27 protein-coding genes are annotated in these 24772 nt (G+C 60.9%); 13 read left to right on the forward strand and 14 right to left on the reverse strand.

Annotation, left to right across the window (positions count from 1 at the left end):
* Positions 1-828 (forward strand): RNA methyltransferase, encoded by an 828-nt coding sequence (locus JOZ06_RS04890; protein WP_293229394.1) that lies wholly within the window; start codon positions 1-3, stop codon positions 826-828.
* Here the strand turns inward: JOZ06_RS04890 and JOZ06_RS04895 are convergent.
* From JOZ06_RS04895 to umuD, 7 genes are all read right to left on the reverse strand, one after another.
* Positions 777-1361, reverse strand: coding sequence for a GNAT family N-acetyltransferase (locus JOZ06_RS04895; RefSeq protein WP_293229395.1), 585 nt, complete (start codon positions 1359-1361; stop codon positions 777-779). The genes JOZ06_RS04890 and JOZ06_RS04895 overlap by 52 nt on opposite strands.
* 92 nt (positions 1362-1453) lie before the next feature.
* Positions 1454-1981, reverse strand: a complete 528-nt coding sequence (locus tag JOZ06_RS04900) for a PAS domain-containing protein (protein ID WP_293229398.1) — start codon at positions 1979-1981, stop codon at positions 1454-1456.
* A gap of 151 nt (positions 1982-2132) precedes the next feature.
* Positions 2133-2861: a helix-turn-helix transcriptional regulator gene (locus JOZ06_RS04905; protein WP_293229401.1), complete on the reverse strand. Its 729-nt coding sequence runs from the start codon at positions 2859-2861 to the stop codon at positions 2133-2135.
* 198 nt (positions 2862-3059) lie between these two features.
* On the reverse strand, positions 3060-4301 hold the full coding sequence (locus JOZ06_RS04910) for a multifunctional CCA addition/repair protein (RefSeq protein ID WP_293229404.1): 1242 nt from the start codon (positions 4299-4301) through the stop codon (positions 3060-3062).
* The gene (locus tag JOZ06_RS04915) at positions 4298-6238 is read right to left on the reverse strand and encodes a lytic transglycosylase domain-containing protein (protein WP_293229407.1); all 1941 of its coding nucleotides are present in this window, start codon (positions 6236-6238) and stop codon (positions 4298-4300) included. The genes JOZ06_RS04910 and JOZ06_RS04915 overlap by 4 nt, the downstream gene beginning before the upstream one ends.
* Before the next feature lie 311 nt (positions 6239-6549).
* Positions 6550-6696, reverse strand: coding sequence for a hypothetical protein (locus JOZ06_RS04920; RefSeq protein WP_293229410.1), 147 nt, complete (start codon positions 6694-6696; stop codon positions 6550-6552).
* A 59-nt stretch (positions 6697-6755) separates the two neighbouring features.
* Positions 6756-7334, reverse strand: coding sequence for a translesion error-prone DNA polymerase V autoproteolytic subunit (umuD, locus tag JOZ06_RS04925; RefSeq protein WP_293229413.1), 579 nt, complete (start codon positions 7332-7334; stop codon positions 6756-6758).
* Between the two features lie 221 nt (positions 7335-7555).
* On the opposite strand from umuD, the gene JOZ06_RS04930 reads away from it, so the two are divergent.
* On the forward strand, positions 7556-7789 hold the full coding sequence (locus JOZ06_RS04930) for a hypothetical protein (protein WP_293229416.1): 234 nt from the start codon (positions 7556-7558) through the stop codon (positions 7787-7789).
* A gap of 69 nt (positions 7790-7858) precedes the next feature.
* On the opposite strand, the gene JOZ06_RS04935 is transcribed toward JOZ06_RS04930, so the two are convergent.
* The 3 genes from JOZ06_RS04935 to JOZ06_RS04945 all read right to left on the reverse strand — a co-directional run bounded on the left by JOZ06_RS04935 (position 7859) and on the right by JOZ06_RS04945 (position 9864).
* Complete coding sequence (locus JOZ06_RS04935) at positions 7859-8416, reverse strand: thymidine kinase (protein WP_293229419.1); 558 nt, start codon at positions 8414-8416, stop codon at positions 7859-7861.
* 64 nt (positions 8417-8480) lie between these two features.
* A complete protein-coding gene (locus tag JOZ06_RS04940) occupies positions 8481-9296 on the reverse strand; it encodes a hypothetical protein (protein ID WP_293229422.1) in 816 nt (271 codons plus the stop codon).
* The gene (locus tag JOZ06_RS04945) at positions 9289-9864 is read right to left on the reverse strand and encodes an ankyrin repeat domain-containing protein (protein ID WP_293229425.1); all 576 of its coding nucleotides are present in this window, start codon (positions 9862-9864) and stop codon (positions 9289-9291) included. The genes JOZ06_RS04940 and JOZ06_RS04945 overlap by 8 nt, the downstream gene beginning before the upstream one ends.
* A gap of 168 nt (positions 9865-10032) precedes the next feature.
* Here JOZ06_RS04945 and JOZ06_RS04950 point away from each other — a divergent pair, with 168 nt between their 5' ends.
* Entirely contained in the window at positions 10033-10518 is a 486-nt protein-coding gene (locus JOZ06_RS04950) for a YajQ family cyclic di-GMP-binding protein (protein ID WP_293229427.1), read from the forward strand.
* Here JOZ06_RS04950 and JOZ06_RS04955 read toward each other — a convergent pair.
* From JOZ06_RS04955 to JOZ06_RS04970, 4 genes are all read right to left on the reverse strand, one after another.
* Positions 10515-11528 (reverse strand): FUSC family protein, encoded by a 1014-nt coding sequence (locus JOZ06_RS04955; protein ID WP_293229429.1) that lies wholly within the window; start codon positions 11526-11528, stop codon positions 10515-10517. The two genes, JOZ06_RS04950 and JOZ06_RS04955, sit on opposite strands and share 4 nt — an antisense overlap.
* Before the next feature lie 6 nt (positions 11529-11534).
* A complete protein-coding gene (gene nudC, locus JOZ06_RS04960; protein WP_293229432.1) occupies positions 11535-12338 on the reverse strand; it encodes an NAD(+) diphosphatase in 804 nt (267 codons plus the stop codon).
* Between the two features lie 67 nt (positions 12339-12405).
* On the reverse strand, positions 12406-13521 hold the full coding sequence (locus tag JOZ06_RS04965) for a YbdK family carboxylate-amine ligase (protein ID WP_293229433.1): 1116 nt from the start codon (positions 13519-13521) through the stop codon (positions 12406-12408).
* 15 nt (positions 13522-13536) lie between these two features.
* Positions 13537-14736 carry a cation:proton antiporter gene (locus JOZ06_RS04970; RefSeq protein WP_293229436.1) on the reverse strand — a complete coding sequence of 400 codons (1200 nt, stop codon included), beginning with the start codon at positions 14734-14736 and terminating at the stop codon, positions 13537-13539.
* Between the two features lie 103 nt (positions 14737-14839).
* On the opposite strand from JOZ06_RS04970, the gene JOZ06_RS04975 reads away from it, so the two are divergent.
* From JOZ06_RS04975 to bamA, 10 genes are all read left to right on the forward strand, one after another.
* Positions 14840-15025 (forward strand): hypothetical protein, encoded by a 186-nt coding sequence (locus tag JOZ06_RS04975; protein ID WP_293229438.1) that lies wholly within the window; start codon positions 14840-14842, stop codon positions 15023-15025.
* 139 nt (positions 15026-15164) lie between these two features.
* Positions 15165-15893, forward strand: coding sequence for a 30S ribosomal protein S2 (gene rpsB / locus JOZ06_RS04980; RefSeq protein ID WP_293229441.1), 729 nt, complete (start codon positions 15165-15167; stop codon positions 15891-15893).
* An 80-nt stretch (positions 15894-15973) separates the two neighbouring features.
* Positions 15974-16840: a translation elongation factor Ts gene (gene tsf, locus JOZ06_RS04985; RefSeq protein ID WP_293229444.1), complete on the forward strand. Its 867-nt coding sequence runs from the start codon at positions 15974-15976 to the stop codon at positions 16838-16840.
* Between the two features lie 116 nt (positions 16841-16956).
* Complete coding sequence (gene pyrH, locus JOZ06_RS04990) at positions 16957-17682, forward strand: UMP kinase (RefSeq protein ID WP_293229447.1); 726 nt, start codon at positions 16957-16959, stop codon at positions 17680-17682.
* Positions 17683-17758: 76 nt separating this feature from the next.
* Complete coding sequence (gene frr, locus JOZ06_RS04995) at positions 17759-18316, forward strand: ribosome recycling factor (protein ID WP_293229626.1); 558 nt, start codon at positions 17759-17761, stop codon at positions 18314-18316.
* Positions 18317-18318: 2 nt separating this feature from the next.
* On the forward strand, positions 18319-19074 hold the full coding sequence (uppS, locus tag JOZ06_RS05000) for a polyprenyl diphosphate synthase (RefSeq protein WP_293229449.1): 756 nt from the start codon (positions 18319-18321) through the stop codon (positions 19072-19074).
* 2 nt (positions 19075-19076) lie between these two features.
* A complete protein-coding gene (locus JOZ06_RS05005) occupies positions 19077-19883 on the forward strand; it encodes a phosphatidate cytidylyltransferase (protein ID WP_293229452.1) in 807 nt (268 codons plus the stop codon).
* A gap of 65 nt (positions 19884-19948) precedes the next feature.
* Positions 19949-21136 carry a 1-deoxy-D-xylulose-5-phosphate reductoisomerase gene (ispC, locus tag JOZ06_RS05010; protein ID WP_293229454.1) on the forward strand — a complete coding sequence of 396 codons (1188 nt, stop codon included), beginning with the start codon at positions 19949-19951 and terminating at the stop codon, positions 21134-21136.
* Complete coding sequence (rseP, locus tag JOZ06_RS05015; protein ID WP_293229457.1) at positions 21130-22473, forward strand: RIP metalloprotease RseP; 1344 nt, start codon at positions 21130-21132, stop codon at positions 22471-22473. The genes ispC and rseP overlap by 7 nt, the downstream gene beginning before the upstream one ends.
* 10 nt (positions 22474-22483) lie before the next feature.
* Positions 22484-24766, forward strand: coding sequence for an outer membrane protein assembly factor BamA (gene bamA, locus JOZ06_RS05020; RefSeq protein ID WP_293229460.1), 2283 nt, complete (start codon positions 22484-22486; stop codon positions 24764-24766).
* Positions 24767-24772: the final 6 nt, after the last annotated feature.

Genomic DNA, 24772 nt, shown 5'->3' on the forward strand with positions numbered 1-24772 from the left:
ATGCCGCAGTCCATTAAGCAGATTTCATCTCCCCATAACGACACGCTCAAACAATTGATCCGCTTGATCGAGCAAGGGCGCGAGCGGCGCAAGCAAGGCTTGCTCGTCGTCGAGGGCATCCATTTGGCACAAAGCGCCATGGAGGCGGGGCTAGGGTGCACCCAGTTGTTCGTCAATCGCTTGGCGCGCGAAAAGACCGAGGTGGTCGCATTGATGGCGGCAACGTCGAAGACGGCCTCCGTGTACGAGCTGGATGAAAACCTGCTTGCCCGCGTCAGCGCGCTGGCAAGCGCGCCCGAGGTGCTTGCCGTTTGTCTGCGGCCGCGGCCGGCGCCCGCGCCGGCAACGGCGGCGCGTGTCTTGCTGGAGGATATCCAAGACCCCGGCAATATGGGGACGATTTTGCGTTCCGCCGCCGCGTCCGGCGTGACGGAGGTGTATTTGAGCGCCGGCTGCGTCGATGTCTATGCGCCCAAAGTGCTGCGCGCCGGCATGGGGGCGCATTTTCACTTGGCGCTGCATGAGCAGGCGGATCTGCCGAGCGTGCTGGCCGATTTTGCCGGTGTGCGATTGGTGACGAGTCTTGCCGGCGACCGCTCGCTCTATCAGCAGGATCTTACCGGCCCGGTGGCCTTTGTGTTTGGCAACGAAGGGGCCGGCGTTTCCGCCGCATTGCACGATGCCGCCGACGCGCGCGTGCGTATCCCCATGCCGGGGCATGCCGAATCGCTGAATGTGGCCATGGCGGCGACGCTGTGTTTGTTCGAGCGCGTTCGTCAGTTGGAGAGCGCGGGGAGCGAGCGCCAGACAGCGGCAGGCAACCGGTAGAGAACGTGCGGCGCCAGCGGGTGCGCCGCGGGTAGTTGAGGGTGCGAAAAATCGCCTTTTGCATCGCGCTGCATGCCGATGGCTTCCATTACCGCCACGGAACGCAGGTTGGCCGGCACGGTAAACGCCACGATTTCGTCGAGCCTCAGGCGAGTGAAGCCGAAGGCCAGCGCCGCGCGCGCCGCCTCGCGTGCATAGCCCATGCGCCAGAACGGCCGCGCCAAGCGCCAGCCGATCTCGACGCAAGGCGTGAAAGCCGCCTGCCACAACGGTTGGTTCAGACCGCAAAATCCGATGAATTCGCCGCTATGCTTCAGTTCCAGCGCCCAAAATCCCCAGCCGTTCTCACTGAGGTGTCGCGCCAATCGCTCGGCCAGGGCGTCGCTTTGGCTGGCGGCAAGCCGTGCGGGGAAATGCGCCATGACCAACGGGTCGGCATTCAGTGCGCGAAACGGCGCCAGGTCGCTGCGTTGCCAGGCGCGTAGGATCAGGCGCCGCGTCTCGGCAAAATGGGGCGCGGGAGTATGAAACAAGCGATTTTCTCCTTGGTATAAGCCGGTTGAGCATATCACCCTTCGCGTAAAACGATCGAGAGCGCACGCTGACTGGCCCCCTGCGTGTGTTCTTAATCCTCGCGCAGAATAATCGACAGCGCGCGTGGGCTAAGCGTGGACCGACGGTCGGGATGGTTGATCGTGTGGCTGCTGCCGGAGGCTAGCCAGGCGGCCACCTCACTGCTGTAAGCGGTTTGGTTCAGCAGCGTGCCCAGTTTAATGAGCTCGACCGAGTTCAATTCCCGGCAATGAAAAATGGTGCCGACGATCTGCTGGCCAGCATTGCGCAACGGAGCCTTGGTGGTAATGAAATACCGCAAGGTCGCGTCGGGGTAGCCATGGATGTCGAGGATCCGCAGCGCCTGCCCTTTGCGTATGACTTCTCCATCCTGCGCGCGAAACAAGCGCGCGCTTTCCTCGGTGTTGCAGGGCAGGTCGCTGTCCGCCAAGCCCGCGATTTCTCCGTTATGCTGGAGGCCGGCGATAACGGAAAAGGCCCGGTTGACATAGATGTAGTTTGATTGGGCATCTTTGCAGCCCCACAAGCCAGGCCGCGTGTCGAGCAGATGCTGAAGATACGGGGAAATGGAAACGGTCATGGTGCCTCCTTGGTACACACTGCGTTGGAGGTATAAAGGCTTATGATGTTTTCTGGCTTACCTGGGATAAATGCTGGTAAATGTGTAGGAAATGATCTCTTTTGGGCAAGTGGCGGGGCACTTGCCCTGGCGCTGGATGAAGTTGCTTTTGTCAACCATCTCGCAGAATGATGGAAAGTGCGCGTTTGCTGAGCCCTGGCGGCAAATTGTGCAGATGACCGAGTTCAATGGCTTTCTCCACCAGTTCGCTCTTGCTGCGAGCACCGAATTTTTCTTTCAATATCTGTTGGTGCCATTCGACAGTACGCGCCGCAATGCCCAAAGCCAGTGCAATCTGCCGAGCCGAACGGCCTCGCAGAAGCAGGAACAGAATTTCTTCTTGGCGCGGACTGAGTCTGGGGCCCTTGGCGGGGTGGCCGATGGTGTAGCTGGTCGAACTGGTAAGCAGAGCGCTGTCCTTGGCACTATGGGTGATCTTGTTCAGCAGAATGCCAAGTTCCAGCAGTTCGCGCGAGTTGAGTTCTTGGCAGCAAAAAATAGTACCGACGATGTTTTTTTCCTTGTCGCGCAGTGGGGTCTTGGTGGTCAGAAACGAACGCCATTTCTTGTCGGCGCAGCAGTGGATGTCCAGGATACGCAGCCGCTCGCCGCTTTGGAGCACCTCGCGATCCTGCGCTCTGAATAACGGCGCGCAGGCGACGGCTGGGCAGCGCAGATCCAGATCGGTCAGGCCGATCAGCTCCTCTTTGTGAAGGAAGCCGGTGAAATGGGCGCACAACTGATTGGCGTAGAGAAAACGGGATGCCAGGTCGCGGCAGCCCCAGCTGCCGGGCTGGGTGTCGAAGAGGTGTTGCAGTTGCGGCGAGATCACAAAACTCATGGTATGCCTCCTTGCCATCCTTCGTGTTGGATGTGGGTCAGATTCGCGTCGTTGGGACAGGCGCTAAGGCAAGGCGGGGGCAAGGATGGCATGGCGTATTCCTGACGAGCGCGGGGATGCGCCATGCTTGGAGGGGCGGCCGCGCATGAGGTTTGCTCGCCCGCAGGTGGGAATGGACTGAACTGCGAGTGGGTAAAATCAGTCCGGAAAATTCGCCTTGCGCCAGTCGGCAATCAAGTCGATGCGTGCCCGGTCAATGATGTCCGGCAGGTGCTGTTTGTCCTGGGTGCGGGCTGCCAGGGCTCCCGCGTCTAGACTGCGAGCGGCCGTCAACATGGCGCTGAGCCACTGTGCTTGCGGGTAGGGCTCGGTGTCGAAGCCGAGGCGGCCGCCATTGTCGGCGGCGCAGGCGTCGAGCAACTGATGAAAACGCTCGGGTCGGCGCAGCGCGTCGCATTGTTTGAACAGCTTCAATACGGTGGCTGGCCGCAGTTCGGCGGTGCAATGGATCTTGGTGTGCTGCAGCGTGGCCAGTCGTGCCAAATCGCGGCACTCGGCAGGCACTCGTAGCCGATCGCATAGCGCGAGAAGGGGTTTCTCGCCGCGGAGTTCATGCCCGATATGTCGCGGCAGAACATCGGCCGGCGTCAAAGCTTTGCCCAGATCGTGCGCCAGCACGGCAAACCGCGCGGGCAGCGCGTAGCCGCGCGTGGCGGCGAAATCGAGCGCCATCATGACATGCACGCCGGTGTCGATCTCCGGGTGAAAGTCGGCGCGCTGCGGCACGCCAAACAGGGCATCCACCTCGGGCATGATTTGCGCCAGCGCGCCGCACTGCCGTAAACAATCAAAGAAGGCCGAGGGGCGGGGCGTCATGAGCGCTCTCGCCATTTCTTGCCAGACGCGTTCCGCGACCAAGGCATCCACTTCGCCGCTCGCCGTCATGGCGCGCATGAGCGTCAATGTGTCCGGCGCCACGGCAAAACCAAACCGGGCGGCAAAACGCGCGACCCGCAGAATGCGTACAGGGTCTTCGCTGAAGGCGGGGCTGACATGACGCAGCAGGCCAACGGCCAAGTCGGCTTGCCCGTTGAAGGGGTCGATGATCTGACCATCGTCATCCATCGCCATCGCGTTGATGGTCAGGTCGCGGCGGGACAGATCCTGTTCCAGCGTGACGTCGGGCGCGGCGTGGAAGGCAAAGCCACGATAGCCGGGCGCGGTTTTGCGTTCGGTGCGCGCCAAGGCGTATTCCTCGTGGCTCTCTGGGTGCAGGAACACGGGGAAATCCTTGCCAACCGGACGAAAGCCTAAATCCAGCATGATCTGCGGCGTGGCGCCTACCACGACCCAGTCGCGATCCCCCGGCGTATGGCCGAGCAGCGCGTCACGCACGGCGCCGCCAACGATATAGGCCTGGACCGGGGTGGGAAATTTCATGGCGTAACCTCGGGAGCCGGAGAGGCCTCCGGTGTGGCGGTGGCGCCGCCGCGCGCGGGGATGGTGCCCATGCGCGCCTTCAGCGTCAGCCGCGCGTTGCCCATGGCCGTGCCATAGTAGGCGGCGTTGGCCATGACCTTCTGCACGTAATCGCGGGTTTCGCTGAACGGGATGGTTTCGGCATAGATGGTGCCTTCCATGGGGGTGGTGCCCTGCCAGGCGCGCGCGCGGTTCGGCCCGGCGTTGTAGCCTGCGGTTGCCAGTACGGCATTGCTGGATAGCGAGGTCAGAATGTACTTCAGATACCAGGTGCCCAGCTGAATGTTGGTATCGATATCGCTGACGGCAAGGGTGTTGCTCAACCCCATTTTCTTGGCGACCCAGCGCGCGGTGCTGGGCATGAGCTGCATCAGGCCGGAGGCGCCGGCGCTGGAGCGGGCAACGGTGATGAAGCGACTTTCCTGGCGGATCAACCCATAGACCCAAGCATCGTCGACGCCGATCTGCTGCGCATAGCGCTGCGTGATGTCACGGTAAGGCGTCAGGTAGCGTAAAGAGAAGTCATGTTGAGTCTTGGTGCGCTCTGCGCTGTAGATGGCCATGTCGTAGAAACCGGCCTGCCGAGCAATCTCGGAGGCTGCCAAGAGCTGCATATCGGAGCGGCCGCGCATGGACCAGCGCCACTCGGCCTGGGCGTCGACGCGCAAATCGGGTTTCTTCGCGTTTTCGGCGATATCGTACAGTTCGAGCGAACGGATGACGGCGGGATCGGCCTTTATCGCGGCGTTATCTTGATCGCTAGGCGCGGTTCTGTCGGGCATGGCGGCGAGCGCAGTGCCCATTTCATCCAAAGACAGCAAGCCATAGTAACCACGGTCAAGGCTTGCCTTGGCGAACAACTGGTTGGCTTCGGTGGCGTGATTTTGCGCGCGAAGCGAGCGTCCGAGCCAATACTGCCAGGCGGGCTTGGCGGCCAGTGGCGCCGGCATTGCTTGGATCACGGTTTGTAGCGTATCCCATTGGCCAAGCCGCAGCGCCGATCGTGCCCACCATTCCCATTGGTCGTTGTTCATCTGTTGCCGGTCGGCGCGGGCGAACCAATGCAGGGCGTCGTCCATTTGCTGTTTGCGGGCGGCCAATAGCGCCAGTTGTCCCCAGCCAAAACCCGAAGCGGACTTGCTCAGCGCGCCCTCGACCATTTGCAGGTTTTGCGCGGCCAGCGGCAGGTTGGTTCGTGCTTTCATTTCAATGGCGAATAGCGTGGCCTCTTGCCCTTGTCGCGTGGCCAAATCGGCGCGGGCGGGGCTATTGAGCAATGTCGCGTCGAACGCCAGGTTGTTGGCGGCGGCAAGCTGTCGTGCTTGCGTGGTGAAGTTGCCCGCTAACAGTAGGCGTAGGCGGCGCCACAGCCATTCCTGATTGAGGATGCCGCGCTGTGCCGCGGCGTTGATCAAGGCGTTGCAGCCGTCCGCTAGCGGGCGGCTTTCGAGAAAACGGTCCAGATTATCGGGGGCGCGTCCTTGCCGAAGGGTCAATAGATCGCCATAGCACTGGGTTTCTTCGTCGCGCGCATCGACGGGCAGCTTGTTCCATTCGCTTTCGAATTGACTCCAACTTTGCCGCTTGCCGAGTTTTTTCAACCACTCACGGCGAACGCGCTCGTTAAGCAAGCTGGGGTCGCCTTGCGCGAGAAAGCGCGCAACTTGCGCATCGTCGTCATGGTCGAGCGCTTTGAGGGTCAGCCAATAGCTGGGGTAACGCTGTAATGGGTCGGCCGGCATGGCCGCGGCAATCTGGGTCAGTCTGGGGATGTCGTTGGCGCGGTAGGCATCCAGCGCGGCAAGCAGAGAGTCTTGCGCGGCGGCCAAGGCCAGGGTGGGCGCGGCAAGGGCCATCATCAGTACGGCCGGGCGGAAAAAACGATGTGAAGCAGTCATTCGTCTATGCAGTCCTTGGGGAAGGCGATCGATCGCACACCATGAGGGCCGCGTGGCATGCGGTCCAGCGTTCGGTCATAGGAAGGCTTTGATTTTACCGGTTGTGCGGCCGCATGACAGCAAAAGCATCGCCTTCATAGTGAATTTCTATTTATTTTAAGTTATGGCTGAATTTTGGCAAAACCGGCCGTTCGCACTAGGGCCTGTCTGCAAACGACAACGCGATGCGCCGGTAGACGCCGGCCCCGAAGGGCTGGCCGGCCTGTGATGCGTGGAGAAGGAAAGAGGGTGTCTCAGGGAGGGAAATGTGCTTAGACAAACTCGACCGGCACGAAAAAGTTGCGGCCGGTGCGGGATACCAGTACTTGAGGCTGGCCGGCCACCACGCTGCGAAACGCGCGTGGCAGGCGCCGCCAGTCCATGAACTTGATCTTGATCGGTTGTTCGTTCGTTTGCATGTCGTTCTCCTGATGCCGCCCGCGAGTCGGCGGGGCGTTGGCGCGCGTTGCCTAACGGGTTATTCCACTTTATGGATGACGCGCGTGACCACGCCCCAAATGAAGAAATTGGCGTCTTCCGGTACTTCGATCGGGGAATAGTCTGGGTTCTCGGGTAAAAGGCGTATGCCTGCCGAGGTTTTTTCAAGCCGTTTGACGGTGAGTTCGCCATTGAGCACCGCCACGACGATTTTGCCGTTCTTCGGTTCGATGGACCGATCCACGAGCAGCATGTCGCCATCCAGGATGGCGGCGTCGCGCATCGACTCGCCCTTGACGGTGACCATGAAGGTTGCCTCCGGCCGTCGTACCAGCAAGGTATTGAGATCGATATCCGCCTCGCGCAGATCATCGGCCGGGACGGGGGCGCCTGCCGGCACGCGGCTAGCAAAGAGTGGTAGAGAGAGCGCGGACAGGCTTTGGCCCAGCGTGCGGAAATCTTCGGCCTGGCTGCTCTGAATCGTACGCAGCGACCGGTAGTCGGCCAGCCACTGATCGAGCAGGGGCTTGAGCGGTTCCGGCACGCGCATGGCCACGGTTTTGTCCGCGCCGAAGCGTGGCTTGCGGCCCGCGCCTTCTCGTTTTCCGCCTTGAGTCATAAGTCTGGCTCCTCACTGTTTTTTTGATTATGTACATAATCATTGAAAAGAACAAGCCTGACCGCGAGAGAGGTGTTGCATGGACACGTCAGCGATTGGGTAAAGCGCAATGATTTCATTGGCTTGGCGATAAATCCAAGGATGGGAAAAGGGGAAAGTGGTTGACAGAAAAAGCCATCAGCCTACAATAAAATCCGATTACCGAATTCTGGAAGCCCACCATGTCCGACGCCGCTCCGCTCTTGATTTGTCCCAAATGCTGTTCGATGGACATCGAGGGGCCGTCGCTTCCGCTTGACCATCAAGTACTGCGTTGCCGCAGTTGCGATCACACGTTGACATACGCCGAAATGCGTACGGCGGTGAAGGCCGCCATGGACGATGCCGTGCGTCTGATCCACTTGCGCGTTGCGCGCAAGCTGATGCCGCAGCAGCAGATCCAGCCCGCGACCTAGGGTTTGCAGGCAGACCCTAAGCGTTCAATACCCATTTTCGTCATTCTAGGCGCGTGAACGCGCCCGCTTCTAATGGGCGTTGTAGAAGCATTTGGCGCAAACCGAGCGGTAGCGCGTCTCGCTGCCGATCTCGATCTGGGGGCCGTCCGCCACGCGCTGGCCCTGGCTGTCGACCCGCAGATGCATGGTGGCCTTGCGGCCGCATAGGCAGATGGTACGGATCTCTTCCAGGTCCTCGGCCAAGGTCAGTAAATGCGCGGAGCCCGGGAAGGGCTGTCCTTGAAAATCGGAACGCAAGCCGAAGCAAATTACCGGCACGTTGCGCAGATGAGCCAGACGGTGCAGCTGCGTCACTTGTTCCGGCGTCAGGAACTGGGCTTCGTCGATCAGTAGGCAAGTGATGTCGTGCAGAGGCAGGGCGAAGAAATCGAGTCCCGCGTCGAAGGTCAGCGCATCGCGTTGAATGTCGAGGCGCGACGTGATCTTGCCGCTCCCGTAGCGGTCGTCGATGGCGGCGGTATAGAGCGCCACCTGCATGCCCAGGCTTTCATAGTTGTTGGCGATTTGCAGCAGCAGGGTGCTTTTGCCGCTGTTCATCGCAGCGTAACGGAAAAAGAGCTTGGCCATGAAGGGAGTCCGGTATTCAGCTGGGGGCGAATCTTAGCAAATGCCCGCGGTTAAGAACAGCCGCCTATCCGGTGTGCTTGTTTTTCGACAAAGGGTTATTTTGTGAGAGGCGATCCCGTTGTTGTTGAATTTGCCGTTTGACCCAAACGCGTCCCGGCCAACACATCCAGATCCATCCCGGTATCGTGGCCAAGCAGGCGACGGAAAGCTCGCGCGAGGCGGCGCCATAACCGGAAATACCCGCACAGCCGAAGAAGCCGAGCAGCACCACCAGGCTTAAAATCAATAGCTTGGCTCTGGCCCGGGTTGACGTTAGCGGAAGCAGGACGTACATCCTCGGCAAAATGACGTGAAAGCTGTAATACCCGGCCCAAGCAACCCAACCACCCCCCAGCAGCAAAATCCACCAAGGCGACAGACCCAAGGCAAACGCCACATTGCCCATGTCGCCATGGGTCGAAAAGACACGACTGGGGATGTAGTCGATCAGATTGCCCAGGTTCATCAACAAGTACAAATAGAGAAAATAGGCGCGCCAGCGCTTGCTCGGCGAGCAGCGATTGATGAGCGCCACGCAGCCGAGAAACAAGCCGCCATTGGCGAGGGCCGGTCCGGCCAGGGCGATCGGGGCGATCAGTGACTGATGCCCAAGCAGGTAGATGGCGTAGTAATCGACATTTTCATCCATTTGCCCCAGGGTCAGCAGGCTGTGCCAGCTCGCGTCACCGTAGTGCAAAGCCAGCGGCGCCGTCTTGAAGCCGAGTAGCCACGCCATGAGGGAGTGGGCATATTCGTGCGGCAGCATGGCGAGATGGTGCGCCAAAATGAGAAGTGGCAGCGTCAATATGCCGGGCGAACACGCGCGCAGCGGATTATTCATGAGCTTCGCCTTGGCAGACTATGCCGGTTTGTCTGCTGAAATCGTGTAGGATTTTTTGGCTGAGGTGTTGTCCGCGCGCGATGGCGTCGTCCTCGGCGGTTTTGCCTTGCCGGTCGCGAAGGCAAGGGTTGGCGCCCAGCGAAAGCAGCAAAGCGACACTATCGCTTTGCCCATTCCAGGCGGCGCTCATCAGCGCGCTCACGCCATCGCTGTTGCGTATGTCGATGGCGGGGCGCGACGTCGGCAATAACGGAATGATGTCGCTTGCGCCGGCCGCGGCGGCCAGCATCAGCGCCGTCGCGCCGTTGCGATTGACGGCATGGGGATTGGCCCCGCGGGCCAAGAGCAGCGCAATCGCCGGTTTTTGGTCCGAGGCGGCGGCGAACATGAGCGCGGTATTGCCCAGCGGATCGGTTTGCCGTAATTGGGCGTGGTCAAGGCGCGCCAATTGAGCCGTGTCCCCGTTGGCGGCCAGCTGGCAGGCAAGCGGCCTGCGCCAAAGGTTGTTGTATGCAAAAACGATGACCAACAGCAGCACCAGCGCGCCGGCTCCGGCAATCCGCCACATGATGTGATGCTTTCTGGTTTATTAGTGTTTTTGAATTATGCCATGCGGTATGTGCGGCGGCGGCGAAATTCGGCGAATGTCGGGTTTCATCGCGTGAATGGTGACTTTTGTGGGGTAGACGCCCTAAAATTCCAGCTAATACCGAGTATCAACCATCAAGAGAGCATCATGCCGTCATTCGATATCGTTTCCGAAGTCAATCAAGTGGAAGTCAAAAACGCCGTGGATCAGACCAACAAGGAGGTCTCGACGCGCTACGACTTCAAGGGCAGCGATGCCCGTGTCGAGTCTGGCGACAAGGTACTGACGCTGTTCGCCGACGCGGAGTTTCAGTTGGAGCAAGTGAAGGATATTCTGCTGGGCAAACTGGCCAAGCGTGGGGTGGACGTGCGCTGCCTAGACTACGCCAAGCTGGAGAAAGTGAGCGGCAACAAGGTGAAGCAAGCGATCACCGTGCGCGTGGGGATCGAAACGGAGTTGTCGAAGCGGATCGTGCGTTTGATCAAGGACTCGAAACTCAAAGTGCAGGCGAGCATCCAAGGCGAGGCCGTGCGGGTCAGCGGCGCCAAGCGTGACATCCTGCAAGATTGCATTGCGATGGTGCGCAAGGAAATCACCGATTTTCCGGTGCAGTTCAATAATTTTCGCGATTAATCTTGCGGCGGCCAGGCGGTTTCGAACCAGCGTGAACCGTCTTGGCCGCGCAGCTTCGGCAGCATTTTGTCCAGCATGGCCTCCAGCTCTTCCAGATGACGCGCCAGCGTGCTCAGCAGCCAGACTTGTTGCGGGCTGGGTGGCATGGACAGCGAGGGGATGCCCTCGGCAATGGGCAGCGCGAAGCGTTGTGCAATCCGGGTAAGCGAGGCGACCACCCGCTTTTCGTCCGCCGGCCCGGCGGCGGCTTGCCGCACCGGCTCGGCGGCTTCGCTGGCGAGAAACTCGATGGCGACTTGTGCGCGATGCAGCAGGCCGAGCGTGCTTTTCAAGTCCTTGCCGTTTAGTCCGGACTCCCTGGCCACGGCGGCAATCAGCTCGCGCATCTTGCCGTGCCGTTGGCGCAGCCCTTCTGCCAGCGTCATGTCATACTCGCCACGCGTCGCCAGCTCCCGATACAACCAATTCAGTCCTTCCAGGCTTTCTTCGAGCATGAAATACCAGTGGTCGCGTGCGCGCTCGGGAAATAGCATGCCAAAAGCGATGGCCAGCACCACGCCGGCATAGACGTCGAGCATGCGCCATAGACCAACGTCAAAGGCGCTATTGGTGGAGACGATGGCGAGTGTGATGCAGGTGAGTTGTGCGATATAGCCGCCGCCTCGCACCGCCCAGAAACCGCTGTAACCGACGATGGCGACGATGGCCAACGCTGCGAGCAGCGGGTTCAGGTGCATCAGGTAAATCACCAGGAAGCCGCCAAGCGCCCCTAGCGTCGTGCCGAGAAAGCGCTGCTTGCCCTTTTCCACGATGCTGCCGGTGTGGGGCAGGCTGCCCATGACGACCGCCACGGTGACAATCATCCAGACCGAATACGGCTCGGCGGTGATATTGCCGATCAGCCAGGCGGTCAAATAGGCGAACGCTAGGCGCAGACCATGGATCACCGCGAGTTGATTGTAACGAAACCGTGGGTGCAGCCAGTGGCTGACGAGCCGGCGTAGCGACATGTGGTTTTAATCCGGGTGGTGGGCGTGTGCTTGGCCGATTTGCGTTACGACGTGTTGAATCAGCGCCCAGGCGATGCTGGCGCGCAGCGGCAGCGTGGGCAGGTGGTCGATGTCGAACCAGCGGGCGTCCTCGATCTCCTCTTCTTGCCGCACGATCTCGCCGTCGACGTAATCGGCCACGAAGGCCAGCATCAACGAGTGGGGAAATGGCCAGGACTGAGAGGCGACATAGCGCAGATTGCCGATGCGTACGCCGACTTCTTCCAGGGTCTCCCGATGCACGCACTGTTCCAGCGTTTCTCCAGGCTCGACGAAGCCGGCCAGCGCGCTATAGACCCCCGGCGAGAAGTGCGGCGCGCGCGCCAGTAGAATTTCCCGGCCGCGCACAATGGCTACCATCATGGCCGGCGCGAGCCGGGGGTAATAATGGGCATTGCAGGAGGGGCAGTGTTTGCCGCTGTCGTGCCCGTTGTACTCGAGCGCCGAGGCGCATGTGCCGCAATAGCGGTGCTCCCGCTCGAAGGTGAGCAGCTGGCGCGCGCGCGATAAAGCTTGTTGGTGGGCTGTGTCTTGTTCGGCCAACAGCGGGCGGAGCGGACGCCACTCGGTATCGGCCGGTGCCGGACCGACCAATTCGGCGGTGAGGTAGGCGTGATCTTCAATGACGCCGACGTGGCGCTGATGCGTCAAGGCAAGGCCGTCCACCGTTTCGGGAAGCTGGCCTGCCAGTGTGAGCACTTGTCCCTCATGCCAGATAATCCACCGCTTGGGGCCGTCGGGAGACTGTTGTGTTTTGATTGTCAGGCTCACGTCGTTCTCCATGCATGGGATAAGCGACGATTTTACCAAGCCTGCGTGGCATGATCAAAACAGTCGTCTAAGCGTCGTACATCCAGCGTTCGCTCTGGCGCCGCACCGTATCGGATAGCGAGCCGCTGGCGGCGTAGTGCGCGCGTAGCCACTCGCTGTCGCTATGACGTTTGACCACGCGTTCGCGCAGTTGCCGCTGGCAGTCTTCCAATCCCAGTGCGCGCGCGTCGTCCGTCAGTCGGTCGAGCGTGGTCAGCATGTCTTCCAGCAGGCTGATGCGCCCCTGGTCGCCGCTCAGGATGATGTCGCCGTCGAGGCCGAAGCGGCAGGCCTGGAAGCGGTTGTATGTGTAAGGGAGATAGAGCGCTGGCTCGATGCGGTCCCAGCCGGTGGCTAGACAATGGTGCGCCAGCATGCGTGCGTACCCTGCCAAGAGCGGTGCCAGCCCGAGTGAGACCGGCGTGTCGCAGATGCGGATTTCCACTGTGCCGAATTCCGGCTTGGGGCGGATGTCCCAATAAAAATCCTTCATGCTGGCGACAATACCCAGCGCATGCATTTGCCCGAAATATTGGTTGAACGCCGCCCAGTTTTGTACGAGCGGCATGCAGCCGGAGAGCGGAAAAGCATTGACGCTGGAGAGCCGCGACGTTTGAAACAGCGTATCCGCTCCTTGATAGAACGGGGACGACGCCGATAGCGCGATGAAATGCGGGATGTAGCGCGACAGGAAGTGTGTCAGCCGCACCGCGCTGTCGCCGTCCGGGCAGCCGATGTGGATGTGCTGGCCAAAAACGGTGAATTGCTTGGCGAGATAGCCGTAGAGCTCGGAAACCAGCCGGTAGCGCTCCTTGGGGTAAATGCGCTGCTCGCCCCAGCGTTGAAACGGATGTGCGCCGCCGCCGGCGAGGCCCAGGTTGAGTTTTTCCGCGCATTGATTGAGCAGGCCGCGGATGGCGCATAGCTCTTTATACATCTCACCCAGGTTGTCGTGGATGCCTGTGGCGGTTTCGATCATGCCTTGGGTGATTTCCGGCTTGATGTCGAACCCGTGGTTGCGGCGGTCGAGTAGCGACAGCAGGTCGTCCGATCCCCGCGTGAGGTTGTAATCGTGCCGGTTGACGATCATCAGCTCCAGTTCGATGCCGAGCGTCAGGGGAGGGCTGTTTGTGAATTCAAGCATCATGGCTCCCTTGGTTCAGGATTGCGGGCGAGTCTCGCCGGCGAGTTTCAGCGCAAGCTGGGTCAGGGGCGGGCCGAGCAATTCCGTGAGGCAAAGCGTGGCAATCGCCAGGGGCAGCACGGTCGCCGTCGAGACGGGCAGCAGCGCCGGGGAGGTGAGTAGCGCCAAATTGGCCGTGCCGGACATCGGCATCAGCGCGAGTCCCATGAGCGCGCCTCGGCGGCGGGAGAGACCGTTGGCGCGCGCCATCAGCGTGCCCGACAGGACTTGTGTCAGGCTGCGCAGCACGACCAGCAGTATGGCTAGCGGCAGATAGTCGCCCAACTGGCGCAGGTCGAGCAATGCGCCGGCGATGACGAATAGCGCGGCAAAAAACACCACGCTATAGCGCATGACCCAGGGGCTGCCCACGGCGTAGCCGCGCGGCAGGTTGCGCGTGGAGAGGCCAAATGCCAGCAATGCCAGCGCGGGCAGGAGATGCAGCGCGCTGGACAGACCGACGGTCAGTGCGATCAAGGCGAACAGCAGCACCTCCTGGGCCTCCCGGTGCTGTGCGCCGATCCAGCGGTTGCCGTGGATGGCGATGAGTCCGGCCGCCAGGCCGACACCGGCGGAGGCAAGAAAAATCCAACCCGGCGCCAGCAGCCAGCTCTCCACCGGCAGGCCGCTGTCCTGGCGGCTGATGCCGAGCACCAGGCAATAACCTGCCAGCGCCAGCAGATTGCCGATACCGGCGTAGGCAACCAGGCGTTCGCTGACCTGGCCCTCTGCGCGGTTTTCGCGCAGGACCTCCAGTAGGGCGGCCGGCGAACATGACAGCGCCAGCACCGCCAGGATGGCGGCCGTTTCGAGCGGCACGTCGAACAACGGCAGAATCAGATAAAGCGCGGTGAAGCAAACGGCGCTGCCGCCCGCGGCGGTGATCAAGAGGGCGCGCTCCTTGCGCAGCCAGCGCAAGTCGATGCGCCGGCCGAGTTCAAAGAGCGCCATGCCAAGCGCCAATTGCACAAACTCGTCCGTGGCGTTGATGAGGGGCTGGCTGATAAGACCTAGCCCATGCGGGCCGATGATCAGTCCCGTCACGATATAGCCGGTCAACGTGGGGACGGCGCTGCTGGTGCGGGCAATTTGGCCGCCGAGGATGCCGAGCGCCAAAATGATGCCAAGCGCGGTCAGCGGGTTGAGTAGGGACATCGCTCCGAAGGGGAGGTGCATGCGCTCTCCTTTTCCGTTGGCGTAAACTACAGAGACAAATATGCTTGCTGTTAAGTTCATGTAGCTGTTTTATTGGCCACGTTCGGGCGGGGCGGGAGTCGCGATGATTGTTGTTTTGCTGGGCTGGTTGTATGTCGTGGGTGTTTTTGCCGTGGCGCAGACGAGCTGGACGTCCCGCGTGTCCGTTTTATTGTTTTTAGGGGTGTTGCCGCTCTGGCTTCTGGGGCGGGTGTTGCAGCGGCGGCGGCGGTTGCGCCTGGCGAAAGCGCAAAACCGGCTTAAAACTTGAGTTTGACCTATGCGGGATGATAGAATCCCGCGTCCCCCATTTTCGGGGGTAATAACGCACATCCGCGCCAAAGGGTGCCCCAAGCAAGATTCGGGGGTTGTCTGCGCGGATGGAGGCCTAACCCTTTAAGGAGTTTTGTATGTCCACCAACGTTACCATGCGTCAAATGCTGGAAGCCGGCGTTCACTTCGGCCACCAGACCCGTTTCTGGAACCCGAAGATGGCTCAGTTCATCTTCGGTAGCCGCAACAAGATTCACATCATCAACCTGGAAAAAACGCTGCCGCTGTTCGTGGACGCGCAGGAGTATGTGCGTCGTCTGGCTGGCAACAAGGGCACCGTACTGTTCGTCGGCACCAAGCGTCAAGCGCGTGAGATCGTGCGTGAAGAAGCAACCCGTTGCAGCATGCCGTTCGTTGATCATCGTTGGCTCGGCGGTATGCTGACCAACTACAAGACCGTCAAGCAATCCATCAAGCGCCTGGAAGACAAGCGCGCCGTGCTCGAGAACGCCGGCGAAACCGGTTACAACAAGAAGGAACTGTTGGAGCTGGAACGCGAAGTCGCCAAGCTGGAACGCTCGCTCGGCGGCATCAAGGATATGAAGGGCCTGCCGGACGCCATTTTCGTCATCGACACCGGTTATCAAAAGGGTGCGATCGTCGAAGCCAAGAAGCTGGGCATCCCGGTCATCGGCGTGGTTGATACCAACAACTCGCCGGAAGGCATCGACTACGTCGTCCCGGGTAACGACGACTCCAGTCGCGCCATCCGCCTGTATGCTCGCGGTATTGCCGATGCGGTTCTGGAAGGCCGAGCTCAGTCGATCCAGGAAATCGTCGCCGCCGAACCGGCAGCGGCCGAGTAAGGTCGAGGCACGGAAAGGGGCGCCAGCCCCTTTTTTTGACCTAAGCATCACGCTACGGATTAATTTAAGGAGTTTCTAGCATGGCGGAAATTACCGCAAAAATGGTCGCCGACCTGCGCGCCTCGACCGGCATGGGCATGATGGAGTGCAAGAAGGCACTGGTTGAAGCCGAAGGCGACCTGAAGCGCGCTGAAGAAGTCCTGCGCATCAAGTCCGGCGGCAAGGCTGCCAAACTCGCCGGCCGCACGGCCGCCGAAGGTATTATCGCCACCTCGACCGCCGGCGGCATCGGCGCCATGGTCGAAGTGAACTGCGAAACCGACTTCGTCGCCAAGGACGCTACGTTCCTGGCCTTTGCCAAAGCGGCTGCCGAAGCCGCCGTTCAGGCCAATCCGGCGGATGTCGACGCGCTGCTGGCGGTTACCGTTGGCGGTCAGACGGTGGAAGAGATCCGCAAGGCGGCCATCGCCAAGCTGGGCGAGAACATGTCGGTTCGCCGCTTCGTGCGCTTTGACACGGCCGGCAAGATCGCTACCTACCTGCACGGCAGCAAGATCGGCGTGATCGTCGACTTCGCCGGCGACGACCAAGTCGGCCGTGACGTGGCAATGCACATTGCCGCCTCCAAGCCGCTTTGCGTTTCCAAGGATCAGGTTCCGGCTGAAAACCTGGAAACCGAACGCCGCATCTACAGCGAGCAGGCAGCCCAAAGCGGCAAACCTGCCGAGATCGTGGCCAAGATGGTTGAAGGCCGCATCACCAAGTACCTGGCTGAAGTGACCCTGATGGGCCAGCCGTTCGTCAAGGATCCGGACTTGACCGTCGAGAAGCTGCTTGCCCAGAAGGGCGCCAGCGTCAAGGCGTTCGCCATGTTCGTGGTTGGCGAAGGCATCGAAAAGAAGGTTGTGGACTACGCCGCCGAAGTGGCCGCCGCCGCCAAGATCTGATTTTCGTTCCCGTTTTTGTGGCACCGACGACGGCACCCTGCATCAGGGTGCCGTTTTGTCAGGTAACGCCTGACAATATGAAATTCGACTAAAAACCATTACCGAGGTCATCCGCGATGAGCCAAGTACCCGCCTTCAAACGCATTCTGTTGAAACTTTCCGGTGAGGCCCTGATGGGGGATGACAGTTATGGCATCAACCGCGCCACGATCGAGCAGATCGTGCAGCAAATCAAGGAAGTCTCCGAGCTGGGCGTTCAGATTGGCGTGGTCATCGGCGGTGGCAATATCTTCCGCGGCGTGGCGCCGGCCGCGGCCGGCATGGACCGCGCGACCGCCGACTACATGGGGATGATGGCGACGGTAATGAACGCGCTGGCGCTGAAAGACGCCATGACGCGCGTTGGCATGGTGGCGCGCGTGCAGTCGGCGCTGACCATGCAGCAGATCGCCGAGCCCTACGTGCGCGGCAAAGCCATGCAGTACCTGGAAGAGGGCAAGGTGGTGATTTTCGCCGCCGGCACCGGCAACCCGTTCTTTACCACCGATACCGCCGCCGCGCTGCGCGGTATGGAAATGAACGTCGATATTATGCTCAAGGCCACCAAGGTCGATGGCGTGTACACCGACGACCCGAAAAAGAACCCCAGCGCCACCCGCTATACCACGCTGACCTTCGATGAGGCCATTTCCCGCAACCTCAAGGTCATGGACGCCACCGCCTTTGCGCTATGCCGCGACCAGCACCTGAATATCAAGGTATTCAGCATCTTCAAAGAAGGCGCGCTCAAGCGAGTGGTGCTTGGCGAAGATGAAGGCACGCTGGTACACTGCCAAGCTTGAATATGATGATCGGGCGGAACCGGCGCTCTGCCGCTTCCGCCCTGTTGTTTTTCCCAGTTTCACAGTTGGAGTCAGCATGATTAACGAAGTCAAGAAAACGGCCGAGCAGAAGATGCAGAAGTCTCTGGAAGCCTTCAAACACGATCTGGCCAAGGTGCGTACCGGCCGCGCCCACACCGGCCTTCTTGATCACATCATGGTGGATTATTACGGCAACGACACGCCGGTCAATCAAGTGGCTAGCGTGACGCTGATCGATGCTCGAACGATTGGCGTGCAGCCGTGGGAAAAAAACATGGTCGCCAAGGTCGAAAAAGCGATCCGCGATTCCGATCTGGGCTTGAATCCGGCCACGATGGGCGAGGTGATTCGCGTGCCGATGCCCATGTTGACCGAAGAGCGTCGCCGGGATCTGATCAAGGTCGTGCGCGCCGAGGCGGAAAATGCCCGCGTGGCGGTGCGCAACGTGCGCCGCGATGCCAACAACGAATTCAAGACCTTGCTTAAGGATAAAGACATTACCGAGGATGACGAACGACGCGGTCAGGACGACATCCAAAAGCTCACCGACAAATTCGTCGCCGAGATCGATAAGGCCCTGGCCGTTAAAGAATCCGAGTTGATGGCGGTATAAGCGTGGCGCTATTCGGAAGCTCGACCCAGGCTGTGCCGGAAATTGCCGCGGTACCGCGTCATATCGCCATCATCATGGATGGCAACGGCCGCTGGGCAAAGAAGCGCTTGCTGCCGCGCGTGGCGGGGCACAAGCGCGGCTTGGACGCGGCGCGCAACATCGTCACCGCCTGCCGCCAGATGGGCGTTGAATATTTGACGCTGTTTGCGTTTTCCACCGAGAACTGGCGCCGCCCGCAGGATGAAGTCTCCTTTCTGATGGAGCTGTTCCTGCGCGCGCTGGAAAGCGAGGTGGAGCGTCTGCTGGAAAACAACATCCGATTGCACGTCGTGGGCAATCGGGCGCGGTTTGCGCCGCAGCTGAATGAACGCATTGCCGTGGCCGAGGCCAAGACCGCCGCGAACGACGGCCTGGTGCTGACGATTGCCGCCGACTATGGCGGCCGTTGGGATGTGCTGCAGGCGGCCAATGCATTGCTGGCCGAGGGGGCGACCCGCATCGAGGAGGCGGATTTGGCCACGCGCTTGTCGATGGCCTATGCGCCCGAGCCCGATCTGTTCATCCGCACCGGTGGCGAGCAGCGCATCAGCAACTTCCTTATTTGGCAGTTGGCCTATTCGGAGCTCTACTTTACCGACGCGCTGTGGCCGGATTTCGACGCCAAGGCGTTGGATGAGGCCATTGCTTCCTATCGCGACCGCGAACGCCGCTTTGGCCGCACGAGCGAGCAACTTCCCGAGGCGCAGCGCCGGGGTTGATCATGTTGAGAACCCGCATTTTAACCGCCTTGGTGTTGCTGCCGTTGATGTTGGCGGCGCTATTCTTGTTTCCGGCGTCCGCCTGGGCCGTATTTGCCGCGTTGGTGTGCGGGCTGGCTTTGTGGGAATTTGCCCGCATGTCCGGTTTTACGCCATGGCGCAATGGTATTTATCTTTCGGTGACGGCGCTTGCCGCCTGGGGCTTGGGGCGCGCAGCCGTGGTGCCGCCGCCCTGGCTGCACGGGGCGGTGCTGGCGTTTTGGCTCCTGGCGGTGCCGCTTTGGCTTTATCGGCGCTGGCGCGCGCCGTCCGGACTGACGGCGGCGCTCTTGGGGTGGCTGCTGTTGTTTCCCGCATGGTTTGCCATGTTGGAATGGCGTCCCGAGGCGGACGCGGCGCATGCGCGGCAGTTGCTGGCCATCATGGGGCTCGTCTGGATTGCCGATGTTGCCGCTTACTTCGCCGGCAAGGCCTTTGGCAAGCGCAAGCTCGCCCCGGCCATCAGTCCCGGCAAAAGCTGGGAAGGCGTGGCGGGCGCATTGCTCGCAGTGGCGCTGTACGTGCAGTGGGTGAATCATATGGGCTGGATGCTCCTGCCGCTTTCCCGGTGGCAATGGCTGGCGCTGGCGCTGCCGTTGACCATGGTGAGCGTCGGCGGCGATCTGCTCGAGTCCTGGTTCAAGCGCTGCGCGGGCATGAAGGACAGCAGCGCGCTCTTGCCGGGACATGGCGGTGTTTATGACCGCATAGACAGCCTGATTGCAGTGTTGGCCGTCAGCAATGCCCTGCGGGCGTTGGCCGGTTGGTGACATTCCGGCGCTGTTCTTTTTCGCCGCGCTAAGCGCGGCGCAATGTCAACTCCCGAGTATTGCTCATGAAACCTCAAGGTATTGCCGTACTGGGCGCAACCGGCAGCATCGGCGTTAATACGCTCGATGTGTTGGCGCGCCATACCGATCGTTATCGCGTGGAAGTGCTGACGGGCAACCGCCAGGTGGACCGCATGTTGGCTCAGTGTCTGCAGTTCTCGCCGCGCGTCGTTGTCATGGCCGACGAGACCGTCGCCGGCGCGCTGCGCCAGCGCCTGGCCGAGCGCTCATTGTCCGGTATCCAGGTTTGGCACGGTGCCGAGGCGCTGGTCGAGGCGGTTCGGCTTCCCGAGGTCGACGTGGTGATGGCTGCCATTGTCGGCGTTGCCGGCTTGCCTTCCGCCATGGCGGCGGCGCAGGCCGGCAAGCGTGTGCTACTGGCCAACAAAGAGTCGCTGGTGGTGGCGGGGCGCTTGTTCATGCAGGCGGTCGAGCGCGGTGGCGCCACGCTCTTGCCGGTCGATAGCGAGCACAACGCGATTTTCCAATCGCTGCCCGACAACTGGTCCGGCGATCTCGATGCCGCCGGTGTCGACAAAATCATTCTGACGGCGTCCGGCGGGCCGTTCCGTACCCGTCCCGCAGACACCTTTGCCGCCATCACCCCGCAGGACGCCTGCAAGCACCCCAATTGGGAGATGGGGCGTAAAATCTCGGTGGATTCCGCCACCCTGATGAATAAAGGTTTGGAAGTGATCGAGGCGCACTGGTTGTTTAACGCGCCGGTCGATCGCATCGACGTCGTGGTTCATCCTCAGAGCGTCATTCATTCCATGGTGCAGTACCGTGACGGTTCGGTGATTGCGCAATTGGGGTCGCCCGATATGCGTACACCGATCGCCTGCGCCTTGGCTTGGCCGCAGCGTGTCGATGCCGGCGTGCCGCCCTTGGATTTGTGCGCGCTGTCCGCGCTGACGTTCGAGGCGCCCGATTTGCAGCGCTTTCCCTGCCTGGGCTTGGCGTTCGCCGCCATACGCGCGGGCGGCGACGCGCCGGCTGTGCTGAACGCCGCCAACGAGGTGGCTGTAGCGGCGTTTTTGGACGGCAGGATACGGTTTGTCGATATCCCCGGGCTCGTCGAGTCCGCGTTGTCGCATGGCCATCTCGGCGCCAGCAATTCGCTCGGCGACCTGCTCGCCAAAGATCAAGACACCCGCGCCTATCTTTTGACTCGGATTGGAGCGTCATGCTGACTCTCGTAGCCTTTTTGGTGGCAATCGGCGCCCTGGTCACCTTTCACGAACTGGGGCATTACACGATTGCCAAGCTCTGTGGCGTCAAGGTCCTGCGTTTTTCCATTGGGTTTGGCCGCCCGCTGTTGTCATGGCGGATGTTTGATACCGAATGGACCTTGTGCCCCATTCCGCTGGGCGGCTATGTGCGCATGCTCGATGAGCGTGAGGCGCCGGTTGCCGATCACGAATTGCCGCATAGTTTCAACACCCAGCCGGTGCTTAAGCGGATGGCTATCGTAGCCGCAGGGCCCTTGGCCAATCTGCTGCTGGCCTTTTTGCTCTACTGGGTATTGATGGCGCATGGCGTGGTTCAGGCGCGGCCGTGGGTCGGCACCGTGGTTGACGATAGCCCGGCGGCCAGTGCCGGTTTCCAGTCCGGCGATAAGGTGACGGCCGTCGATGGCCGTGCGGTTGCCAATTGGCAAGAAATGCGTCTGGCGCTGTTGGATGCGCTGGCGGGCAGGAGCACGCCGCTGGATGTGCGCGTCGAGACCGGTAGCGGTGCGGCCACGCGGCGCATTGACGTGCCGCGTTTCGCTCGGCAGTACGCTCAGGCGTTCGAGTCGGGAGAGATCGGCGTCTTGCCGGTGCGCTATCAGACGGTTGTCGGTGCGCTGGAGGATGATGGGGCGGCAATGCGCGCCGGATTGCGTGTCGGCGACCGGATGTTGTCCGCCGATGGGCGCGTTTTACCCGACTGGCAAGCCTGGGTGGCATTGATTCGCGATAACCCGGGCCGTGCGATAACGGTTGGCGTGCTGCGTGACGGCAAGCCGGTGTCCGTTGTGCTGCGCCCGGCCTCGGTCGACAGCGGCGAGGGTTTTGTCGGTCACGTCGGTATCGGTCCGCAGCAGGACGCGGCTTGGATGGCGGCGCTGCAGTTCACGCAACGCTACGATCTCCCGGGAGCGGCAGGGGCCGCCTGGCGGAAAACCGGCGAGACCAGTTGGATGAGCTTGAAATTCCTGGGTCGCATGCTGACGGGCTCGGCCTCGGCCAACAATCTCAGCGGCCCGTTGGTCATCGCCAGCGTGGCGGGACAGAGCGCGCGTGAAGGGTTGATCGCTTACTTGGAGTTTCTTGCGCTGATCAGCGTCAGCATCGGAATACTCAATTTGCTTCCGATACCGGTTCTGGATGGCGGGCACTTAATGTATTATACGGCGGAGCTTGTCAGGGGGAGGCCATTGAGCGAGAGCGTGCAGCTCATGGGGCAGCGTATCGGATTCGCGCTGCTGTTCGCGTTAATGGCCTTTGCAATGCTAAACGATATCAGCCGCCTTTTTGGGGGTTAATGAAGATCCTATGAAATTGAAACTCGTCGCGGCGGCCGTGCTGGGGCTGTCCTCTGCTGCTTGGGCTGCCGATCCGTTTGTCGTCAAGGATATCAAGGTCGAAGGTCTGCAACGTACCGAAGCCGGTACCGTATTCAACTATCTGCCGATCAAGGTCGGCGACACCTTTACCGACCAGAAGGCGAGCGACGCGATCAAGGCGCTCTTCGCCACCGGATTCTTCAATGACGTGCGCGTCGAGTCGTCCGACGGCATCGTGTATGTGGAAGTGGCCGAGCGGCCGGTGATCGCTCAGCTCACCATCTCCGGCGCCAAGGAATTCGATAAGGATCAGCTGAAAAAAGCGCTCAAGGACAATGGCTTGGCCGAGTCCCGGGTGTATGACCAGGCATTGCTGGATGGCGCCGTGCAGGAACTCAAGCGCCAGTATTACAGCCGTGGCAAGTATTCGGTCGAAATCAGCCCGCACATCACCAAGCTCGACCGTAACCGCGTATCGGTTTCGCTCGACATCACGGAAGGCATTACCGCCAAGATCAAGGATATTCGCATCGTCGGCAATCAGACGTTCGATACGTCCACGTTGCTGGATCAGTTCGCGTTGACGACCGGCGACTGGGCTTCCTGGATCAGCCATAACGATCAGTACTCCAAGCAAAAACTGACGGGTGACTTGGAAAAGCTGCGCGCTTTCTATCAAAATCAGGGTTATCTCGAATTCAATATCGACTCCACTCAGGTGTCGATTGCGGCCGACAAAGAGTCGGTCTATCTCACCATCAACGTGACCGAGGGTAAGCGCTTTACCATCGGCGACGTGAAGATCGGCGGCGACACCAAGGTGCCGGAAGCCGAGTTGCGCAAGCTGCTATTGATCAAGACCGGCGACGTTTTCGATCGCGAGAAGGTCAACGAGTCGGTGACGGCGTTGACCGACCGTCTGGGCAACGATGGTTATGCCTTCACCAACGTCAACGTGGTGCCGGATTTGGACCGCGATCACAACATCGCCAATCTGACCTTCTTCGTCGATCCGGGCCGTCGCACCTACGTGCGTCACGTGAACATCAGCGGCAACACCAAAACCCGCGATGAGGTGGTTCGACGCGAGATGCGCCAATTGGAAGGCGGTTATTACAACAGCGCCGCCATCAAACGAAGCAAGGAGCGTATCGACCTGCTGGGGTATTTCGACGATATCAATGTCGAAACCCCGGCCGTGGGCGATGCGCCGGACCAGGTCGACGTCAACGTCGGCCTCAAGGAGCGCTCCACCGGCAGCATTAGCGCGGGTGTCGGCTTCGTCCAGGGCGAAGGCTTGCAGCTGTCGGCCGGGATTTCGCAGACCAACGTGCTCGGGTCGGGCAAGACCGCCGCGTTGAGCGTGTCCACCGGCTCGGTCAACAAGGTGATTTCGCTGTCGTTCACCGATCCGTATTACACCACCGACGGCATCAGCCTCGGTTACAACGTTTATCATCGCAGCTACAACCCGGACACCATCAACTTGTCCGCGTACAAGACGACCAGCACGGGCGCCAGCGTCACTGCCGGGGTGCCGATCACCGAGCGCGACCGGGTGAACTTCACCCTGGGCTACGACGTAACCGACATCACGACCTTCGATAACAGCGCGCAGCAATATATCGATTACGTCAACACCCACGGCAATCGGAGCACGACGCTCAGCGCCGGCGCAAGCTGGGGACGCGACACGCGCGACAGCGCGCTATGGCCGACCCGCGGCTATACCACCAATGTGTCGTACGACATGGGCCTGCCGGGCGGTAACGTCAACTACTACCGCCTGGGGCACAACGAGTCGTGGTTCTTCCCGGTCTCCAAGACCTACACGCTGATGATCTACGGTGAAGTCGGGGCCATCAACGGCTATGGCCAGACCTCGACCGTACCGTTCTTCGACAACTATTACGTGGGCGGTATCGGTTCGGTGCGCGGCTTCGACAACGGCAGCCTGGGTCCGCAGGACAACAACGGCTATGCATTGGGCGGCACCCGTAAAGCGGTGGCGAGCACGGAGCTTTTGTTCCCGTTCCCGGGGATGCGCGATAACAAATCGGTGCGGATGAGCGTCTTTGCCGATGCGGGGACGGTATGGGGCGACGACTCCGTGCCGACGTCGGCGAGCCAGGCGTTCCGCTACTCGACGGGTCTCGCGCTGACGTGGCTGTCGCCGGTCGGGCCGATGAAGTTTAGCTATGCGATGCCGATGCATAAGAAGGAAGGCGATAAGATTCAACGACTGCAATTCCAGCTTGGCACCGTGTTCTAACGGAGG

Origin of the sequence: Paludibacterium sp. (assembly GCF_019232825.1) — a bacterium.
Classification (GTDB): domain Bacteria; phylum Pseudomonadota; class Gammaproteobacteria; order Burkholderiales; family Chromobacteriaceae; genus Paludibacterium.